The organism is Streptomyces sp. PsTaAH-124, assembly GCF_000373685.1.
In the GTDB taxonomy this organism is placed as follows: domain Bacteria; phylum Actinomycetota; class Actinomycetes; order Streptomycetales; family Streptomycetaceae; genus Streptomyces; species Streptomyces andamanensis.
The window spans coordinates 229,788-247,097 of the sequence record NZ_KB892162.1 but is presented as its reverse complement, the minus strand read 5'-3'; the positions used below and the strand labels follow the sequence as shown (position 1 = coordinate 247,097).

Below are 17,310 nucleotides of genomic sequence, written 5' to 3'. Positions count from 1 at the left end.
CCCGGGGCCCGCCCGGTGAACCCGGGCGATGCGCGGCGCACGGCCGCGGCCTGCCCTGCGCCGAGCGGCTTCCGGCAGGCGTCTTCCGACACATGTGTGAGGTGTGATTCAACGTGACTTCCGCTTCGGCCCGGCGACGGCGTACGGCGCGCGATGCGGCCCTGGCCGCAGCAGTCGGGGAAGGGCTCCTGGACGCCCGGTCGCCCCTCGTCGGCCTGCTGGACGTGGACGGTGTCCTGGCCGCCGTCGACCGCCTGCACGACGCCTTCCGCGGCCCGGCCGCCGTGCAGCACACCTTCGCGGCCAAGGCGTGTTCGCTCGTGCCGGTGCTGCGGCTGCTCGCCAGGGCCGGCATGGGCTGCGAGGTGGCCTCGCCCGGCGAACTGGAACTGGCGCTGGAGGCCGGTTTCACCGCCGACCGGCTGGTCTTCGACAGCCCCGCCAAGACGGTCGGGGAACTGCGGTTCGCGCTCGACCAGGGCATCGCCTTCAACGTGGACAACTTCCAGGAACTGGAGCGCGTCGACGTCCTGCTGGCCGGACACACCCCCCGAGGTCCCGTCGGACTGCGAGTGAACCCGCAGGTGGGCGCCGGTGCCATCGGTGCGATGAGCACCGCGACCAGCACCTCCAAGTTCGGTGTCGCACTGCGCGACGAAGGCGCCGTCCAGGCCGTGGTCGACGCCTTCGCGGCCCGCCCCTGGCTGACCCGGCTGCACGCCCACGTCGGCTCCCAGGGCTGCCCGCTGCCGCTCATCGCCCAGGGCATCCGCGCGGCCCACGAACTGGCGGAGCACATCAACACGGCGCTCGGCCGCCGCCAGATCACCTCGCTGGACATCGGCGGCGGCCTGCCCGTCGACTTCGACAGCGACGAGGACCGGCCCGGCTACGCCGACTACGTCACCGAACTGCGCGCGGCCGTACCCGAGCTGTTCGACGGCCGGTACAGCCTGGTCACCGAGTTCGGCCGTTCGCTGCTCGCCAAGAACGGCACGATCGCCTCCCTCGTCGAGTACACCAAATCCGCCGGCGGACGCCGGATCGCCGTCACCCACGCGGGCGCCCAGGTCGCCACCCGCACCGTGTTCATGCCCGACGCCTGGCCGCTGCGCGCCGGGGTGTACGACGCCGCGGGCCGCCCCAAGCGGGGCGCGACGGAGACCGTCGACATCGCGGGCCCCTGCTGCTTCGCCGGGGATCTCACCGCCGTGGCGCGCGAACTCCCGCCCGTGGCGCCCGGCGACATCGTGGCGCTCTACGACACCGGCGCGTACTACTTCTCGAACCACTTCTCCTACAACTCGCTGCCGCGGCCCGCCGTCCACGGCTACCGCGCGGACGCCGAGGGCCGGATCCGCTTCGCCCTGGTCCGGGCGGCGCAGACCGTGCGCGAGGTGGTCGAGGAGAGCGGCGCCGCACAGGCCGACGCCCTCGTCGGGCTGCTGGCCGCCGACCGCCCGGAAAGCGGTGCCGCGCACGAGGACGGTGCCGCCGCATGACCCTGGTACTGATCTCCGCCGACATGGAGGGGGCCACCGGCACGGTCCTGCCGGCCGACGTGACCGCGGGCACCGCGCGCCACGAGCGCTTCCGGCGGCTGCTCACCGGTGATGTCAACGCGGCCGTCGCCGGGTTCGCGGACGCGGGAGCCGACGAGATCGTCGTCAACGACGCCCACTGCGGCATGGACAACATCCTGATCGAGGAACTCGACCCGCGCGCCACTCTGATCGTGGGCCGGCACAAGCCGCTCGGCATGATGGAGGGCCTCGGCGCCGACGTGGACGCGGTCGCCTTCGTCGGCTACCACACCGGCGCGGGCGAGGACGGCGTCCTCGCGCACACGTATCTCTCGCACAGCGTCCTGGCCGTACGGGTCGACGGGGAAGCGGCCGACGAGGGCCGCCTCAACGCCCTGGTGGCCGCCGAGGCGGGCGTCCCCGTCGTCCTGGTCACCGGTGACGACCTCACCTGCGCCGCGGCCCGCCGGTACGCGCCCGGCTGCCGGACGGTCACCGTCAAGACGGCGGTCTCCCGGCACGCGGCGCGCTGCCGCACTCCGGCCGCCACCGGCGCTGACATCCGCGCCACGGCGTCGGCGGCGCTCGCCGAGGCCCCGCGTCCGCCCGCCGCGCGCCCCGTACCGCATGTCGTGGAGGTCGACGTGGACAGCCCCTATCTCACCGAACGCGCCCGCGCCCTGGCCGGCGTCACCGCGGCGGGCCCGCGCACCCTGCGCTTCGAGGCGGCCGACGCCGCGGAGACGCTGCGCCGCTTCCGCGCCCTGACCTGGGTGCTCGGCGGCGGCCGGGAAGCGGACTGGACCTGACCCGCTCCGGTCCCCGACGACCGCGCCCCCCGTATGCCCGACCGTGAACCCGTGAACCCGTGAACCCGTGAACCGACGACCGAGGGAGACCCCCGTGCCCCCTGCCGACCCCCGCAGACCACAGCAAGCACCGGCACCACGACCCCAGCTGAGCCGTTCCCTGCGCAACCGGCACATGTCGATGATCGCCATCGGCGGTGCCATCGGCGCCGGGCTCTTCGTCGGCAGCGGCTCGGTGATCAAGGCCGCGGGCCCGGCCGCCATCATCTCGTACTGCCTGGCCGGCGCCCTCGTGCTGTGCACCATGCGCATGCTCGGCGAGATGGTCGTGGCCCGGCCGTCCGCGGGCTCGTTCGCCGACTACGCCCGCACCGCCATCGGCCCCTGGGCGGGCTTCACCATCGGCTGGCTGTACTGGTACTACTACGTCATCATCGTCGCCGTCGAGGCGGTCGCGGGCGCGTCGATCCTGCACGCCTGGATCGGACTGCCGCTGTGGGTCATGGCGATGGGCCTGATGGCGGTCATGACCGCGACGAACCTGCTGTCGGTGCGCTCCTTCGGCGAGTTCGAGTTCTGGTTCTCCTCGGTGAAGGTGGCCGCCATCGTCGCCTTCCTGATCGTCGGCGGCCTGTACGTCTTCGGCGCGTGGCCGGGCAGCTCCTTCGACTTCTCGAACCTCACCGCGCACGGCGGCTTCGCCCCGCACGGCTTCACGTCGATCTTCTCGGCGATCGTCGTGGTCATCTTCGCCTTCGGCGGAGCGGAGATCGTCACCATCGCCGCCGCCGAGAGCAAGGAACCCGAACGCTCCGTCGCCCGCGCCACGACCGGCATCATCTGGCGGATCATCCTGTTCTACGTCGGCTCGATCGTGCTGGTCGTCACCATCGTGCCGTGGGACAGCGCCAAGGTACTCGCCAGCCCGTACGTCGCGGCCTGGGACCTCATCGGCCTGCCCGGCGCCGGCACCGTCATGGACATCGTGATCCTCACCGCCGTGCTGAGCGTGCTCAACTCGTCCGTCTACGTCTCCTCCCGCATGCTGCTCGCCCTGGCCGCCCACGGAGACGCCCCGGCCTGGTCGGCGTCGACCGGGAAGCGCAACGTCCCGGTGCGCGCCATCCTCGCGGGAACGGTCGTCGGCTGGGTGTCCGTGGTCCTCGCCTATCTCTCCCCGGACACCGTCTTCAGCTATCTGGTCAACTCCTCCGGAGCCATCGCCATCTTCATGTACCTGATGATCGGGGCGTCCCAGTTGCGCATGCGGCGGCGCCTGCAACGGGAGGCACCGGAGCGGCTGACCCTGCGCATGTGGTTCCACCCGTATCTGACCTGGGTGGTGATGGCGGGTTTCGCCGTGGTGCTGGTGGCCATGGCGGTCATCCACGACCAGCGCACCCAGCTGTTCACCAGCCTCGGCAGCCTCGCCGTCGTCCTGATCGCCTACGCCGTACGCCGGGTCAAGGGGCCGCGCCCCGAACCGGCGGCCAGCGCGGCGGACCAGGACACCGACGCCCGGCCCCGGGCACTGCGCACCCCCTGACGGCGGGCGGTGCGGATCACTGCGGCGGGAGGCCGGCGCCGGGGGCCGGGGCGGGCAGCTCCCAGGGGGCGGGGCCGGTGCCCTCGCTCCAGGCCCGCAGCGCCTCGCCGTCCAGACAGACGATCCCGCAGTGCGCGGCGTACTCGACGGCCGGTGCCGTGAAGCCGCTGGTGGTCACCAGGGCCGCCACGTCGGCCTCGTGCACGGTGAAGCAGGTACCGCCGAAGCGCTGGAGGTCCTGGGAGCCGACGCGGTTGTCCTCGCCGTAGCGCTTGCACTGGACGATCAGCCGCCGCCCCTGCGGGTCCACGCCCACGACATCGGCGCCGAGGTCACCGGCCCCGCCGACCACCTCCACGGACCCGCAGCCGTCCCGCTCGCACAGCGCCGCCACGGCCTGCTCGAACGCGTCGGCATCGAGAGCGGCGTAGTCGACGACGACGGTGGGTTCCGGCTCGTCGGCGGGGACGACGGCGACCGTGGGCGCGGGGGAGGGGCGCTCCCTTCCGGCAGGCGGTTCCAGCGCGTCGAGCGCGGTCCGCGTGGCCTCCTGGAGCGCGGCGGCGGCCCGGTGGGCGGCCCGCGCGGCCGAGCGCCTGCGGTACCGGCCGCGCACGCCCGCCACCAGGGCCGGGGCGCAGAGCAGGCACAGGACGACGGTCCAGACCGGGCGCCGCTCGGCGACCGCGCCCGCCGCCCGCGCCACGACTCCCAGGACGACCAGGAGCAGGGCGAGCAGGGTGAAGAACACGGCGGTCGCGCGGAGATCGAAGCGCGGCAGGCCGGGGTGTCGGAGTCTGCTGCCGCGTATGCGGCGGGTGGGCACGGTCACGGCGGGTGGTTTCCCTCCTCCGGCGGATCCCCGCGGCCCCCGAGGGGCCCGGCGAGGCTCCGAGGGGATCCATGGGGTCCTCGGATCTCCACGGGTGTGAAGATCACCTTCGCCGTCTGCCCCCGTTCTCCCGTTTCACCGCCGCACGCATCGCGCCGGAGAGCCGAAGCGCTTTGCGGTATCGGCAAGTTCGCGTGCCGGATCCGGGGCGCGGGGCAAGGCTGGGGCGTGTTCCGCGACAGGTTCCACGACCGCGACCGATGGAGGAAGTGCCCCGATGAGCACCGAGGATGCCCTGGAGTTCTGGGACGGCGTCTACGCGGCCCGGCCGGTGGCCACCGAGCCCCGGCCCAACGCGCGGCTGACCGAGACCGTCATGGGTCTGCCGTCCGGTGACGTACTGGACCTGGGGTGCGGCGGGGGCGGCGACGCGCTGTGGCTCGCCCGCCAGGGCTGGCGGGTCACCGCTGTCGACGTCTCGGCCGTGGCGATCGACCGGCTCACCGAACTCACCCTCGCGCACGGCCTCGGCGACCGGATCCGCGCCGAGCGGCACGATCTCGGCGCGTCCTTCCCGGACGGCCGGTTCGACCTGGTCAGCGCCCACTACCTGCAAACTCCGCTGGCCCTCGACCGGTCCGCCGCCCTGCACGCCGCCGCTCTCGCGCTGCGGCCGGGCGGGCGGCTGCTGGTCGTCGATCACGGCTCGACCGCGCCCTGGTCCTGGGTGCAGGACCCGGACGTGCGCCACCCGTCCCCGCTGGAGGTCGCCGAGGGCATCGGTCTCGACCCGGTGTCCTGGACGGTCGAACGTGCCGACGCGCCCCGCCGGACCGCGACCGGCCCGGACGGGAGCACCGCCGAGGTCACCGACCACGTCCTGATCATCCGCCGCACCGCCTGAGACGGTTCCCGGCACGCGGTGCCCAGGCAGCCGAGCGCGTGGCCTGGCCTGGCGTCAGAATCGTTTCCCTGCACAGGAGAACACCATGCCCAGCGCGCGCCGTCGCCGCAGCGACACCCCGCCGCCCCGGACCGGAGACAGCGAGATCGAGGCCCTGCGCGGTTTCCTCGACTACCTACGGCACTCGGTCGCCGCCAAGGTCGAGGACGCTCCCGAGCCCGGGATCAGGACCGCCGCGGTGCCCTCGGGCACGAACCTGCTCGGTCTGCTCGGCCACCTCACCCATGTCGAACGGTCGATGTTCCTCGGGGACCGGGTCACCGACTGGCAGGCGACCTTCCACGCCGCTCCGCAGGACAGCGCCGCCGACGTCGTCGCCCGCTACCGGACGGCGGTGGAGCAGGCCGACACGGTCCTGGACCGGTGCACCGACGCCGGTGCCCCGGTACCCCGTCCCCGGTCGGACCGGCCCGCGCCCAGTGTCCGCTGGGCGCTCACCCACATGATCGAGGAGACCGGCCGCCACGCCGGGCACATGGACATCATCCGCGAACTGCTCGACGGGGCGACCGGTCGCTGAGGGCGGACGACGACGTCCGTCCGCGGCGAGAGGTCCCGCACGTCGGCCGCGGTGGTCTCCGCGAGCTGTTGGCGGCAGCTCAGGAAGGCGAGGAACGCGGCCCACAGGTCCGGGGCGGACATCCGCCGGTACGGGGCTTCCCGCCCGAAGCTCCTTGGTCTCCACGGGTGTTCCGGACGGAACTCCCTGGACCACCTGGGCCGGTTGCCGGCGTCGCCCCTCTCGCCCCGGGGGATCATGCGCGACGGGTGTCCCGCTCGGGCCGCCCGTCGAACCGGCGGCGCCCCGGCGGCCCCGGCCCGCCTCGCTGCGGAGCACACGTGTCTCCGGGCGCAGGTCGGGCGGGGTCGGGCGGGGGGGGCAGGCCGGGCGGCCCCCTTCCGGTCCCAGGGCTGCCCGGCCTGCCGCGCACCGCTGTGCGTGCCGCGCCGTACGCGGTTCAGTGCGCGCCGGACTCGCCGGGGCGTGCGTGGCGCGGCAGGAGGAAGGCGAGCAGGAAGGTCAGGACGAGCATGCCGTCGACGATCCAGAGCACCGTCTTTATCACGGTGCCGAAGCCGCTGCGGAAGGCGGAGGACGCCGTGTCCTCCAGCGCCGCGGGTATCCGGGCCGCGTCCTGGGGCGACGTCACCGCCGACCGGGTGTCCTTCTCCAGCCGGGTGCAGGAGGCCGGGGTCGTCTCGGGGTCCTTGGCCACGGCGCGGTCCGAGGCGCAGGTGCGCAGGTCCATGACGACGCGGTCCTGGGCGGCCGGTGCGACGTGCGCGGCGGTCAACTGGCCCCGCAGGGTGTCGGAGTGGTCGTCTACGGCACTGGCGATCCCGCCGCCCAGCAGGCCGAAGAAGACGGTGCCGAGGAGGGCCACGCCGAAGGCGCCGCCGAGCTGCTGGATCGCGGTCATCGTGCCGGACGCCGAGCCCGTCTCGTGCTGCTCGACGCTGGCCAGCACGATGTCGAAGAACGGGGCCATGAGCAGTCCCATGCCGACACCGGTCACGAGCAGGGCCGGCAGGAGCTGCCAGGGACCGACGCCGCTGCCCGCCATGTCCAGGGTCAGCCAGATACCGAACACACCGAGCGCCATCACCAGCGTGCCCGCCTGGAGCACGGCGCGTCCGAACCGGGCGACGGCCTGGGCGAGTCCGAAGCCGACGATCATGCCGCCCGACCACGGCACCATCACGAGGCCCGCCTTGAGGGGCGAGTAGCCGAGACCGATCTGGGTGTAGAGGTTGAAGACCAGCATGAAGCCCTGCATGGTCGAGAAGAAGACCAGTCCGAGGGCCATGCCGCCGCTGAAGCCGCGCTTGCGGAAGAGGCCGGGGATGACCAGCGGGTCCTGCCCGGCCCTGCTGCGCCGCGACTCGTAGGCGCCGAAGGCGATGAAGACGAGCACCGAGGCGCCCATCATCAGGAACGTCCACAGCGGCCAGTCGTACTCACGGCCCTGGACCAGCGGGAAGATGATCAGCATCGCGCCCAGCGAGACCAGGATCATGCCGGGGATGTCCAGGCGCGGCTTGCTGCCGGAACGGCCTCGCGGCAGATAGCGCACGGCGCCCAGCAGGGCCGCGGCGCCCAGCGGCAGATTGATCAGGAAGATCATCCGCCAGCCGGTGCCGAAGTAGTCGGCGTCCACGAGCCAGCCCGCCAGGATCGGTCCGCAGACCGCGGACAGCCCCATGACCGGGCCGAACAGGCCGAAGGCCTTCTGGGACTCCTTCGGCGGGAACATCTCCTTGATCATGCCGAGGCCCTGCGGCAGCATCACCGCGCCGAACAGGCCCTGGACGACGCGCGCGCCGATCAGCATCTCCGGGGACATGGCGATCGCGCACAGGAACGACCCCAGGGTGAAGCCGCCCGCTCCGACGAGGAACATCCGGCGGCGCCCGTGGATGTCGCCGAGCCGTCCGCCGGTGACGAGACCGACGGCCATCGAGAGGGTGTACGCGGCGGCCAGCCACTGCAAGGTGGAGGCACCGCCGCCGACGTCGGCCCGGATGGAGGGGCCGGCGATGTTCGTCACGACGGCGTCGAGGAGATCCATCACCTCGGCCGCGAGGATCACGAAGAGCGCGGCCCAGCGCCACCGGTAGGGCGCCGGTGGATCGGCGTGGGGTGTCTCGGCGGACGCGACGCCTGTGGTGGACATCGGTACTACTCCTCGCGGACGGGCGGGCCCGGGAGGAGAACCCCACGGGCACGGCGGGACGGACGGGTGCGCCTCCGGTGCGCGGGCACGCGCCGGGGACGGCAGATCGGCCACCACCCCCCGGAGAACACTGTTCACTGTACCTGAACACTGCTCATCCAGAGAACGGCGTTCATCAAGATATAGCGCAACTCGGCGACCCGGACAAGATATATCGCGTACTGTTCATCCTCCCGGTGCGTACCGGCGCCCGACCGGAAGGTGAACAGTGTTCTCCGGTTGCCTAGACTGTGCTCATGAACGACGCGGCCGCCGACACCCCCGGGCCCCCTCCGCCCACTCCGTGGGAGCGCAGGCGCCCCTCCCGCCCCCGCCTCACGCCCGCACGCACCCCGCTGTCGCGCGAGCGCATCGTGGACGCCGCCTTCGACGTGCTGGACCGGCAGGGGCTCGACGGGCTGTCGATGCGCCAGGTGGCGGCCGGGCTGGACGTGACGGTCTCCGCCCTCTACGCGCACGTCAGCTCCAAGGACGACCTGCTCCAGCTCATGTACAACCGGCTCTTCGAGGGCGTCGAGATGCCCGAGCCCGACCCCGGGCGCTGGCAGCAGCAGTTGCGCGACTACGCCCGCTCGGGGCGCCGGCGTCTGCTGGCCCACCGGGACATGGCCAGGATCTCCATGGCCCACGTCCCCTTCACCGCCGAACTGCTGCCGCAGGTCGAGTCGTTCCTCGGCATCCTGCGGACCGCGGGGCTGCCGGACCGTATCGCGGCCGAGGCCGGTGACCTCATCTCCACCTACATCGACAGCTTCGTCATGGGCGAGACCATGTGGCAGGGGCGTGCCGACCGGGACGAACACGGCGCGTCCGCCGACGCCGGTCCGGACTGGAGCGAGATCGCCGAGGAGATGCGGACGTACTTCGCGTCCCTGCCCGAGCGGGACTTCCCGCATCTGCGCGCCCTGGCCGGGCTGATGGTGACCGAGTCCGCCGACGAGCGGTTCGACATCGGCCTGGAGATCATCCTGCGCGGACTCGCGAGCTATCTCCCGGACGCCCGGACCGGCACGGCCCCGGACGACGGCGAGCCGCCGCGCGTCGGCTGACCGGCCGGCCTGTGCCGACTGACACGTATCACCCGGGTGCCGCGCACGGGTGTCCGGCGCTCCGGCCGCGCACGAGCGGGCCGCGCCGGGACTGGACGCGGCGCGCGGCGGGGAGACTCGGGACAAGCGCGCCGGTGACTCGCGTACCGGCGCGGCCGTCGGCGGAAGGAATCGGTGGCCTCGGATGGATCCGGTGTCGGTGGCTCTGCTCGGCGCGCTGGCGGGCGGTGCCGGTGGTGAGCTGGGACAGCAGGCGTGGGCGGGACTGACCGCGCTGGTGCGGCGGCCGTTCCGGCGCTCCGCCGGGGACGGCGGCGCGGACGGCGGTGCGCCGCCGGTCGTTCCGGGGCAGCGCGAGCTGGCCAGGCTGGGCGAGGATCCGGGCGATCCGCGGCGGGCGCAGGAGCTGAGCGCGGCACTGGCCCGGCGAGCCCTGTGGGACGCCGGCTTCCGCCATGACCTCGAAGCCTGGTACACGCGGACCAGGACCCTCGGCATCGAGGAGGGCGCGGTGCGCAACACCGTCAGCGGCGGCACCCAGAACGGCCCGGTGCTCCAGGGCCGGGACTTCTCCGGTGTCTCGTTCGGCGCCCCGGCGCCGCCCCCGCCCCCGGCTCCTCGCACCGCCGCCCCGGACGAGGAACCGGGGGACTGAGGTCCGCCCGCGGTCCGCCCGCGCCCGGCGGACCGGGCGGCCGGCTCCCTCCCCGGCGGTGGGATGATGGCGGGGTGAGCCGGGCCGTGGAGGAGAGCAACCGCCGTATGCTGCGGGCGCGGGACGCGATGGACCGCGACTACGCGCGTCCGCTGGACGTGCCCGCCCTGGCCCGGATCGCGCATGTGTCACCGGCGCACTTCGCGCGGACCTTCCGGGCCGCCTTCGGCGAGCCCCCGCACCGCTATCTGCGGCGCCGCCGGGTGGAGCGGGCGATGTTCCTGCTGCGCGGCACGAGCCGCAGTGTCACGGACATCGGGATCGAGGTCGGCTACGCCAGTACGGGCACGTTCAGCCGCACGTTCCGGGACATCGTCGGCAGGTCTCCGCGGACGTACCGCGAGGAGGCGGTGGCCGCCGGGGTCCCGACGTGCTTCACCATGGCCTGGACCCGGCCTGGTGCCTGACGTCGCGTCAGGCACGGTCCGGGGCCGCGGTGATCGAGCAGTTCCGGATAAGTTCTCCGCCCCGCCGCTCGGTAGCGTGAGCGTCATGTTCAACGCCATCACGCACTCGCAGATATACGTCCTCGACCAGAACGAGGCCCATGACTTCTACGTCGGCAAGCTCGGCCTGGAGGTCACCGCCGACATCGACATGGGCTTCATGCGCTGGCTGACTGTCAGCGTCCCCGGCCGTCCCGAGCGGCAGATCCTGCTGGAGCGGCCGGGCGCCCCGGCGATGTCGGAGGAGGTCGCGGAGCAGGTGCGCGAGCTGGTGACGAAGGGGGCGATGGGCGGCTGGCTCATCCTCACCACCGACGACTGCCGCAAGACCTACGAGACACTGCTGGCGCGCGGGGTGGAGTTCACCGAGGAGCCCACCGAGCGCCCGTACGGCATCGACTGCGGTCTGCGCGACCCCTTCGGCAACCGGATCCGCTTCACCCAGCCGAAGGGCTGACCACCGGGGAGGGATCCCGCCGGGGGCGTCGGCTCACGCGCCCTCCCGCGTGGCTCCCGTGTCCCGTACCACGTAGGCGCCCGCCCGTGCGGCGGTCGCGGCTGCCTCGGCGGCCCGGTCGGCGGTGGCCTCGTCGAGCGGGTCGCCGCTGACCAGCAGCCGGTGGTAGAGGGGGGCGGAGACGGCGCGGATCACCTCCCGGGCATCGGTGCCCGGGGGCACCTCGCCCCGCTCGACGGCCTGCCCGACACAGGGGGCCCACTCCTTGAGCCGGATGTCGTAGAAGCGGTGCAGCGCCTCGGCCGTCCGCGCGTCACATGTGGCGGCCGCGATCAGGGCCCGGAACAGCGCGCCCTGGCGCGGATCCGTCAGAGTGCGCCGCACCAGGCGGGCGTTGGCCCGCAGATCACCGAGCAGCGAACCGGTCTCGGTGCGCGGTACGGACTGCTCGGCCATGTCCACCAGGAGATCGGCCAGCAGCCCTGCCACGGTTCCCCAGCGGCGGTAGACGGTCGTCTTGCCCACGTCGGCGCGGCGGGCGACGTCGGCCAGGTCGAGGTGGGCGAAACCGTGCTCCGCCAAGGAGTCCTCGGCCGCCCGCAGCACCGCCTGGCGCACCCGGGCGGTGCGCCCGCCCGGCCGTACGGTTCCCGGTTCGGCTTCGTCCGACATAACGGCACTCCAGTTCCATTAACTCCATGGGCCTGCTACCTTTGGCGGCGGCTAACGAAACTATAGACCCGTTAGCTGGATCGTCGGTGAAAGGGGTCAGTCATGGAGTACAGGCGACTGGGCGCATCCGGGCTCATGGTCCCGGCGCTGAGCTTCGGTGCCGGGACGTTCGGCGGGCAGGGACCGCTCTTCGGCGCGTGGGGCACGACCGGCGCGCAGGAGGCGCGGCGTCTGGTGGACATCTGCCTGGACGCCGGGATCACGATGTTCGACACCGCCGACGTCTACTCCGCCGGCGCCTCCGAGGAGGTGCTGGGGCAGGCGGTCAAGGGCCGCCGCGACCAGGTGATCATCTCCACCAAGGCCGGTCTGCCGACGGGAGACGGGCCGGGGGACGCGGGCTCCTCGCGCTCCCGGCTCATCACCGCCTGCGAGGACGCGCTGCGCAGGCTCGGCACCGACCACCTCGACCTGTTCCAGCTGCACGCCTACGACGCCGGAACACCCGTCGAAGAGGTGCTGTCCACGCTCGACACCCTGGTGCGGGCAGGCAAGGTCCGCTACACCGGGGTCTCCAACTTCTCCGGCTGGCAGGTGATGAAGTCCCTCGCCGCCGCGGAGAAGCACGGCCACCCGCGCCCTGCGGCCCAGCAGGTGTACTACTCCCTCCTCGGCCGCGACTACGAATGGGAGCTGATGCCGCTCGCCGTCGACCAGGGACTCGGCGCGATCGTGTGGAGTCCGCTCGGCTGGGGGCGGCTCACCGGCAGGATCCGCCGCGGAGCGCCGCTGCCGCCCGGCAGCCGTCTGCACCGCACCGCCGACTACGGGCCGCCCGTCACCGACGACCACCTCTACGGCGTCATCGACGCCCTGGAGGCCGTCGCGGCCGAGACGGGCAAGGCGGTGCCGCAGATCGCCCTCAACTGGCTGCTCGGGCGCAAGACCGTCTCCTCGGTCATCATCGGCGCCCGGGACGAGGACCAGCTGCGGCAGAACCTCGGCGCCGTCGGCTGGAGCCTCACCCCCGAGCAGACCGCCCTGCTCGACGCGGCCAGCCACCGCACGGCGCCCTACCCGTACTTCCCCTACGAGCGCCAGGAGGGATTCGCCCGGGTGAACCCGCCGCTGTATCCCGCGCCCTGCTGAGAAGGCTGCGGGGAAAGGCGCCCGCTCCCGCGGGGCGCGAAGAACCGCCGTCCGTGCCGGGCGGGTCAGCCCCCGGCGGCGGCCCCTTCCAGTTCCAGCAGTTCCCGCACCAGCGCGGCGACCTGCTCCACCTCGACGAGGAAGCCGTCGTGGCCGTACGGGGACCGGATCGTGCGGAACCGCGCGGCGGGGATCTTGGCCGCCAACTCGGCCTGCTGGTACGGGGGATAGAGGCGGTCGGAGTCGATCCCCGCGACGAGGGTCCGGGCCGTCACCCGGCGCAGCGCGGCCCGTGTCCCGCCCCGGCCGCGACCGATGTCATGGCTGTTCATGGCCTCGGTGAGGGCGACATAGCTGCCCGCGTCGAAGCGGCGCACGAGCTTGGCGGCGTGGTGGTCGAGATAGGACTCGACCTGGTAGCGGCCGCCGCGCCAGGGGTCCTCCGCACCCTGCGGCGTACGGCCGAAGCGGTCCCGCAGCTCCGGTTCGCTGCGGTAGGTGAGGTGCGCGATGCGCCGGGCCAGGCCGAGACCCGTGTGCGGGCCGCGGCCCGGACCCGCGTCGTGGTAGTCGCCGCCCTGCCAGTGCGGATCGTCGCGCACTGCGTGCAACTGGGCGTTCGACCAGGCCAGTTGCTCCGCGCTCGCCGCGGCACCGGTGGCGAGCAGCAGCAGCGCGCCGGTCCGCTCCGGACGGCTCACCGCCCACTCCAGCGCCCGCATGCCGCCCATCGACCCGCCGACGACCAGCGCCCAGCGCCCGATGCCGAGCGCGTCGGCCAGGTGTGCCTCCGCCGCCACCTGGTCCCGTTGCGTCAGGAAGGGGAAGCGGCTGCCCCAGCGGCGCCCGTCCGGGGCCGGGGAGGCAGGACCGGTGCTGCCCTGGCAGCCGCCGAGCACGTTCGGCGCGACGACGAACCAGCGGCGGGTGTCCAGGGCCCGCCCGGCGCCGACGAGCCCGTCCCACCAGCCGGGCCCGGGGTGGCCGGGCCCGGCCGGGCCCGCGACATGGCTGTCGCCGGTCAGCGCGTGCAGCACGAGCACCGCGTTGGAGCGGTCGGGCGCGAGCCGCCCCCATGTCTCGTACGCCAGGCGCACCCCGGGAAGCTCGCCGCCCGCCTCCAGGGGGAGTGGTGCCGCATGCTCGTACCACAGGCGGCGCCCCGGCGGATCCCCCTCCCGCCAGGCCCCGGAGGCCGGCGGCAGGGGGATCCCGGTGGGCGTCGGCACGGTGCTCAGGACGCGCCCTTCGCCGCGCGGAACCCCGCCTCCAGATCGGCCTTGAGATCGGCGAGGTTCTCCAGCCCGACCGACAGGCGGACCAGACCGGGGGAGGCGCCGGTGGCCGCCAGTTGCTCCTCGTCGAGCTGGCTGTGCGTCGTGGACGCCGGGTGGATGATGAGGCTGCGCACATCGCCGATGTTGGCGAGGTGGCTGAACAGCTCGACCGCGTCCACGAACCGCTTGCCTGCCTCGATGCCGTCCCGCAGCTCGAAGGAGACCACGGCACCGGCGCCCCGGGGCAGATAGGTGCGCGCCGCCGCGTGCCACTTGCTGGACTCCAGCCCCGGATAGTGCACGGCGGCGACCTCGTCCCGCTGCTCCAGCCACTCGGCCAGCGCCAGGGCGTTGGCCGAATGCCGTTCGACGCGCAGGCTCAGCGTCTCCACGCCCTGGAGGAGCAGGAAGGCGGAGTGCGGGGAGAGCGCCGGGCCGAGGTCCCGCAGCAACTGGACCCGGAGCTTGACGGCGAACGCTCCCGGACCGAGCGCGGGCCAGTACCGCAGCCCGTGGTAGCTGGGGTCCGGTTCGGTGAAGTCCGGGAACCGCTCGGGGCGGGCCCCGAAGTCGAAGGTGCCGGCGTCGACGACGACACCCGCGATGGCCGTGCCGTGGCCGCCGAGGAACTTGGTCGCCGAGTGGACGACGATGTCCGCGCCGTGCTCGATCGGACGCAGCAGATAGGGGGTCGGGATGGTGTTGTCCACGATCAGCGGCAGCCCGGCCGTGTGCGCCACGTCGGCAACCGCCCGTACGTCGAGCACGTCGCCGCGCGGGTTGCCCAGCGTCTCGGCGAACAGCGCCTTGGTGTTCGGCCGGACCGCCGCCCGCCATGCCTCGGCGTCGTCCGGGTCGTCCACGAACGACACCTCGATGCCCAGCCTGGGCAGGGTGTGCCGGAACAGGTTGTAGGTGCCGCCGTACAGCGACGTGCTGGAGACGATGTGGTCGCCGGAGCCGGCCAGGGTCAGGATCGCCAGTGTCTCGGCCGCCTGCCCGGAGGCGAGCGCGACTGCCGCCACCCCGCCCTCCAGCGCGGCGATGCGCTGCTCGAAGACGTCCTGGGTGGGGTTGTGGATACGGGTGTAGATGTTGCCGGGCTCGGCCAGCGAGAACAGGTCCGCGGCGTGCTGCGTGTCCCGGAACACGAACGACGTGGTCTGGTAGACGGGCGTCGCCCGCGCACCGGTCGTCGGGTCGGGTGCGGCGCCCGCGTGGATCTGCTTGGTCTCGAAGGACCAGGCGGAGGTGTCGGGACCTGCGGGTTCCTCGTCCGCGGTGTGACCGGCGGTGACGGAGTCGACGGGCTGGCTGCTCATGGCGGTTGCTCCTTGTACGGGGAGGGTCGTGCGGGGCGGGCGGGCACGCCCGGGGCACGGCGGAGGGGAGGCGGGGCGCGCGTGGCCGCGGAGGGACGCGCCGGGACGCGGGAGACGCCGGGGAACCGCACGGCCGACCCCGCCCGCCGCATGGGCGGGTGGGCGGAGCGGTGCGGAACGGGGGAAGGACGCGGTCGGAGACCGGAGCGGGGGCTCAGCTCACGACGGAACAGGCCGTGGTGGTGACACGCACGTAGTCGACGTGGCGGCGGGTCACGAGCACGGTCATGGGGCCAGGTAACCACAGGGGAGCGCCCGCGCACCAGCGCTTCGCGGCCGTTCCCCCGTGCGGGCGGCGGGCCGGGCGTGTCGTTGACACCTCTCGCGCCGCGTGCTTGCATCCCGGCATGCCTCCGCTGGAGCCGCTGACCCGCCGCCGTGCCGTGGACCTCGTCCGCGTGGCCGCCGCGCTGTGTCGTCCGCTCGCGGACTGACCTCCCTCAACTCCCCTGTTCCCAGCGGGCGTTCCCCGGCGTGGCGGGACGCTGCCCGTTACCGGTGCCGCTCGTCCCGTCCCCGGGCGCCGGCGCACGCACCCGCACGCACCCGCACATCCGGCAAGGAGCACACATGACCGTCCAGGACACCGGCCGGAGCACCGCCCGGTCCACCGATCGGTCCACCGGTCAGGACGCCGCCCAGGACGCCGCCCAGGACGCCGGTCAGGACACCGGTCAGGACACCGGTCAGGACTTCGACCGGAAGAGCTTCGTCGCGGCCTGGGAGCGGTGGCACCGGCAGAAGGAGGAGGTCCTCTCCGCCCCGCACGGATTCCTCGCGATCACGAGCCTGCACCGGCTGAGCGCGCGGCCCACCCGGTTCGAGGACGCGCCAGGAGCGTGGTCCAGCACCGACTTGGGGGTGGCGGTCGACCTCGCCGAGGGCGAGGAGCTGACACTCGACGGCCAAGTCCTGCGCGGCCGCCATGACTTCGGGGTGATCGCCGAACGCGACAGCCTGTACCCCGCCGCCGGTGACGCGGTCGTCGAGATCGCCAGGCGCGGCGGCCAGGACATCCTGCGCCCCCGCCACCCCGGCAACGGGCTGCGGACGTCCTTCACCCACACCCCCGCCTACGAGCCGGATCCCCGCTGGGTCCGCACCGGCCGCTTCCTGGCGTTCGAGGAGCCCCGGCCGGTCACGGTCGGCGCCGCGGTGCCCGGCCTCGAACACGTCTATGACGCGCCCGGTCAGGTCGAGTTCACCCTGGACGGCGCGGTGCACCGGCTCACCGCCTTCAACGGCAGGGCACCCGGCAGCCTGCTGGTGCTGTTCACGGACCGCACCTCGGGCGTGACGACGTACGCGGCCAACCGCTCCCTCCAGATCGCCGCGCCGGACGCCGACGGCCGGGTGACCGTGGACTTCAACCGTGCCGGGAACCTGCCCTGCGCCTACACCGACCTGGCCACCTGCCCGCTCCCGCCGGCCGGGAACCGGCTGCCCGTCGCGGTGGAGGCGGGGGAGCGGATCCCGCTGGAGCGGGGCGGGAGCGACTGACTCCCGCGCGCCGGTCCGCACGCGATCCGCGCGGGGACCGGCGCGAACGTAACAGCGGGACCGACCAAGATCATCCGAATTGCACCCGTATACCGGGATGTTTGCTACAGCGACATGTCGACCTCGTGGCGGCACCGGCGAAACGCTGGTGCCGCACCCTCGGTACGGACCAGGCTGACCCGCACACCCCGTGTGTCACTGTTCCGCACCCGCAGAAAGCCGCACCTCGCATGTACTCGACCTGTTCCTCCGGC

Annotated in this window: 16 protein-coding genes; 11 read left to right on the top strand and 5 right to left on the bottom strand. The window is 73.2% G+C overall.

All coding sequences use genetic code 11. From position 1 onward, the window contains the following. The first annotated feature begins 113 nt into the window (after nucleotides 1–113). The 3 genes from B086_RS39650 to B086_RS0109450 all read left to right on the top strand — a co-directional run bounded on the left by B086_RS39650 (nucleotide 114) and on the right by B086_RS0109450 (nucleotide 3,878). The gene (locus B086_RS39650; protein WP_051115797.1) at nucleotides 114–1,502 is read left to right on the top strand and encodes a diaminopimelate decarboxylase; all 1,389 of its coding nucleotides are present in this window, start codon (nucleotides 114–116) and stop codon (nucleotides 1,500–1,502) included. Beyond that, a complete protein-coding gene (locus B086_RS0109455) occupies nucleotides 1,499–2,332 on the top strand; it encodes a M55 family metallopeptidase (protein WP_018566173.1) in 834 nt (277 codons plus the stop codon). Before B086_RS39650 ends, B086_RS0109455 begins: the two co-directional genes overlap by 4 nt. A gap of 94 nt (nucleotides 2,333–2,426) precedes the next feature. Further along, nucleotides 2,427–3,878, top strand: a complete 1,452-nt coding sequence (locus B086_RS0109450) for an amino acid permease (RefSeq protein WP_234029281.1) — start codon at nucleotides 2,427–2,429, stop codon at nucleotides 3,876–3,878. Nucleotides 3,879–3,894: 16 nt separating this feature from the next. On the opposite strand, the gene B086_RS0109445 is transcribed toward B086_RS0109450, so the two are convergent. Next, on the bottom strand, nucleotides 3,895–4,710 hold the full coding sequence (locus B086_RS0109445) for a restriction endonuclease (protein WP_018566171.1): 816 nt from the start codon (nucleotides 4,708–4,710) through the stop codon (nucleotides 3,895–3,897). Between the two features lie 277 nt (nucleotides 4,711–4,987). Between B086_RS0109445 and B086_RS0109440 the strand changes: the two genes are divergently transcribed. Next, nucleotides 4,988–5,614: a methyltransferase domain-containing protein gene (locus B086_RS0109440; protein ID WP_018566170.1), complete on the top strand. Its 627-nt coding sequence runs from the start codon at nucleotides 4,988–4,990 to the stop codon at nucleotides 5,612–5,614. An 85-nt stretch (nucleotides 5,615–5,699) separates the two neighbouring features. Further along, nucleotides 5,700–6,194: a DUF664 domain-containing protein gene (locus B086_RS0109435; protein WP_018566169.1), complete on the top strand. Its 495-nt coding sequence runs from the start codon at nucleotides 5,700–5,702 to the stop codon at nucleotides 6,192–6,194. A 439-nt stretch (nucleotides 6,195–6,633) separates the two neighbouring features. On the opposite strand, the gene B086_RS0109430 is transcribed toward B086_RS0109435, so the two are convergent. Beyond that, complete coding sequence (locus B086_RS0109430; RefSeq protein WP_018566168.1) at nucleotides 6,634–8,349, bottom strand: MFS transporter; 1,716 nt, start codon at nucleotides 8,347–8,349, stop codon at nucleotides 6,634–6,636. Between the two features lie 296 nt (nucleotides 8,350–8,645). Here B086_RS0109430 and B086_RS0109425 point away from each other — a divergent pair, with 296 nt between their 5' ends. From B086_RS0109425 to B086_RS0109410, 4 genes are all read left to right on the top strand, one after another. Beyond that, nucleotides 8,646–9,458: a TetR/AcrR family transcriptional regulator gene (locus tag B086_RS0109425; RefSeq protein WP_018566167.1), complete on the top strand. Its 813-nt coding sequence runs from the start codon at nucleotides 8,646–8,648 to the stop codon at nucleotides 9,456–9,458. Nucleotides 9,459–9,642: 184 nt separating this feature from the next. Then, entirely contained in the window at nucleotides 9,643–10,113 is a 471-nt protein-coding gene (locus B086_RS0109420; protein WP_018566166.1) for a hypothetical protein, read from the top strand. A 74-nt stretch (nucleotides 10,114–10,187) separates the two neighbouring features. After that, nucleotides 10,188–10,580 carry a helix-turn-helix domain-containing protein gene (locus B086_RS0109415; protein WP_199790730.1) on the top strand — a complete coding sequence of 131 codons (393 nt, stop codon included), beginning with the start codon at nucleotides 10,188–10,190 and terminating at the stop codon, nucleotides 10,578–10,580. 85 nt (nucleotides 10,581–10,665) lie between these two features. After that, nucleotides 10,666–11,076, top strand: a complete 411-nt coding sequence (locus B086_RS0109410; protein ID WP_018566164.1) for a VOC family protein — start codon at nucleotides 10,666–10,668, stop codon at nucleotides 11,074–11,076. Between the two features lie 33 nt (nucleotides 11,077–11,109). On the opposite strand, the gene B086_RS0109405 is transcribed toward B086_RS0109410, so the two are convergent. After that, complete coding sequence (locus B086_RS0109405) at nucleotides 11,110–11,748, bottom strand: TetR/AcrR family transcriptional regulator (protein ID WP_018566163.1); 639 nt, start codon at nucleotides 11,746–11,748, stop codon at nucleotides 11,110–11,112. 102 nt (nucleotides 11,749–11,850) lie between these two features. Here B086_RS0109405 and B086_RS0109400 point away from each other — a divergent pair, with 102 nt between their 5' ends. Next, nucleotides 11,851–12,897 carry an aldo/keto reductase gene (locus B086_RS0109400; RefSeq protein WP_037873156.1) on the top strand — a complete coding sequence of 349 codons (1,047 nt, stop codon included), beginning with the start codon at nucleotides 11,851–11,853 and terminating at the stop codon, nucleotides 12,895–12,897. Between the two features lie 65 nt (nucleotides 12,898–12,962). On the opposite strand, the gene metX is transcribed toward B086_RS0109400, so the two are convergent. Next, entirely contained in the window at nucleotides 12,963–14,135 is a 1,173-nt protein-coding gene (metX, locus tag B086_RS0109395; protein ID WP_199790732.1) for a homoserine O-acetyltransferase MetX, read from the bottom strand. After that, on the bottom strand, nucleotides 14,132–15,496 hold the full coding sequence (locus tag B086_RS39645) for a bifunctional o-acetylhomoserine/o-acetylserine sulfhydrylase (protein WP_018566160.1): 1,365 nt from the start codon (nucleotides 15,494–15,496) through the stop codon (nucleotides 14,132–14,134). Before B086_RS39645 ends, metX begins: the two co-directional genes overlap by 4 nt. A 630-nt stretch (nucleotides 15,497–16,126) precedes the next feature. Here B086_RS39645 and B086_RS0109385 point away from each other — a divergent pair. Continuing rightward, nucleotides 16,127–17,056: a DUF1684 domain-containing protein gene (locus B086_RS0109385; RefSeq protein WP_018566159.1), complete on the top strand. Its 930-nt coding sequence runs from the start codon at nucleotides 16,127–16,129 to the stop codon at nucleotides 17,054–17,056. Nucleotides 17,057–17,310: the final 254 nt, after the last annotated feature.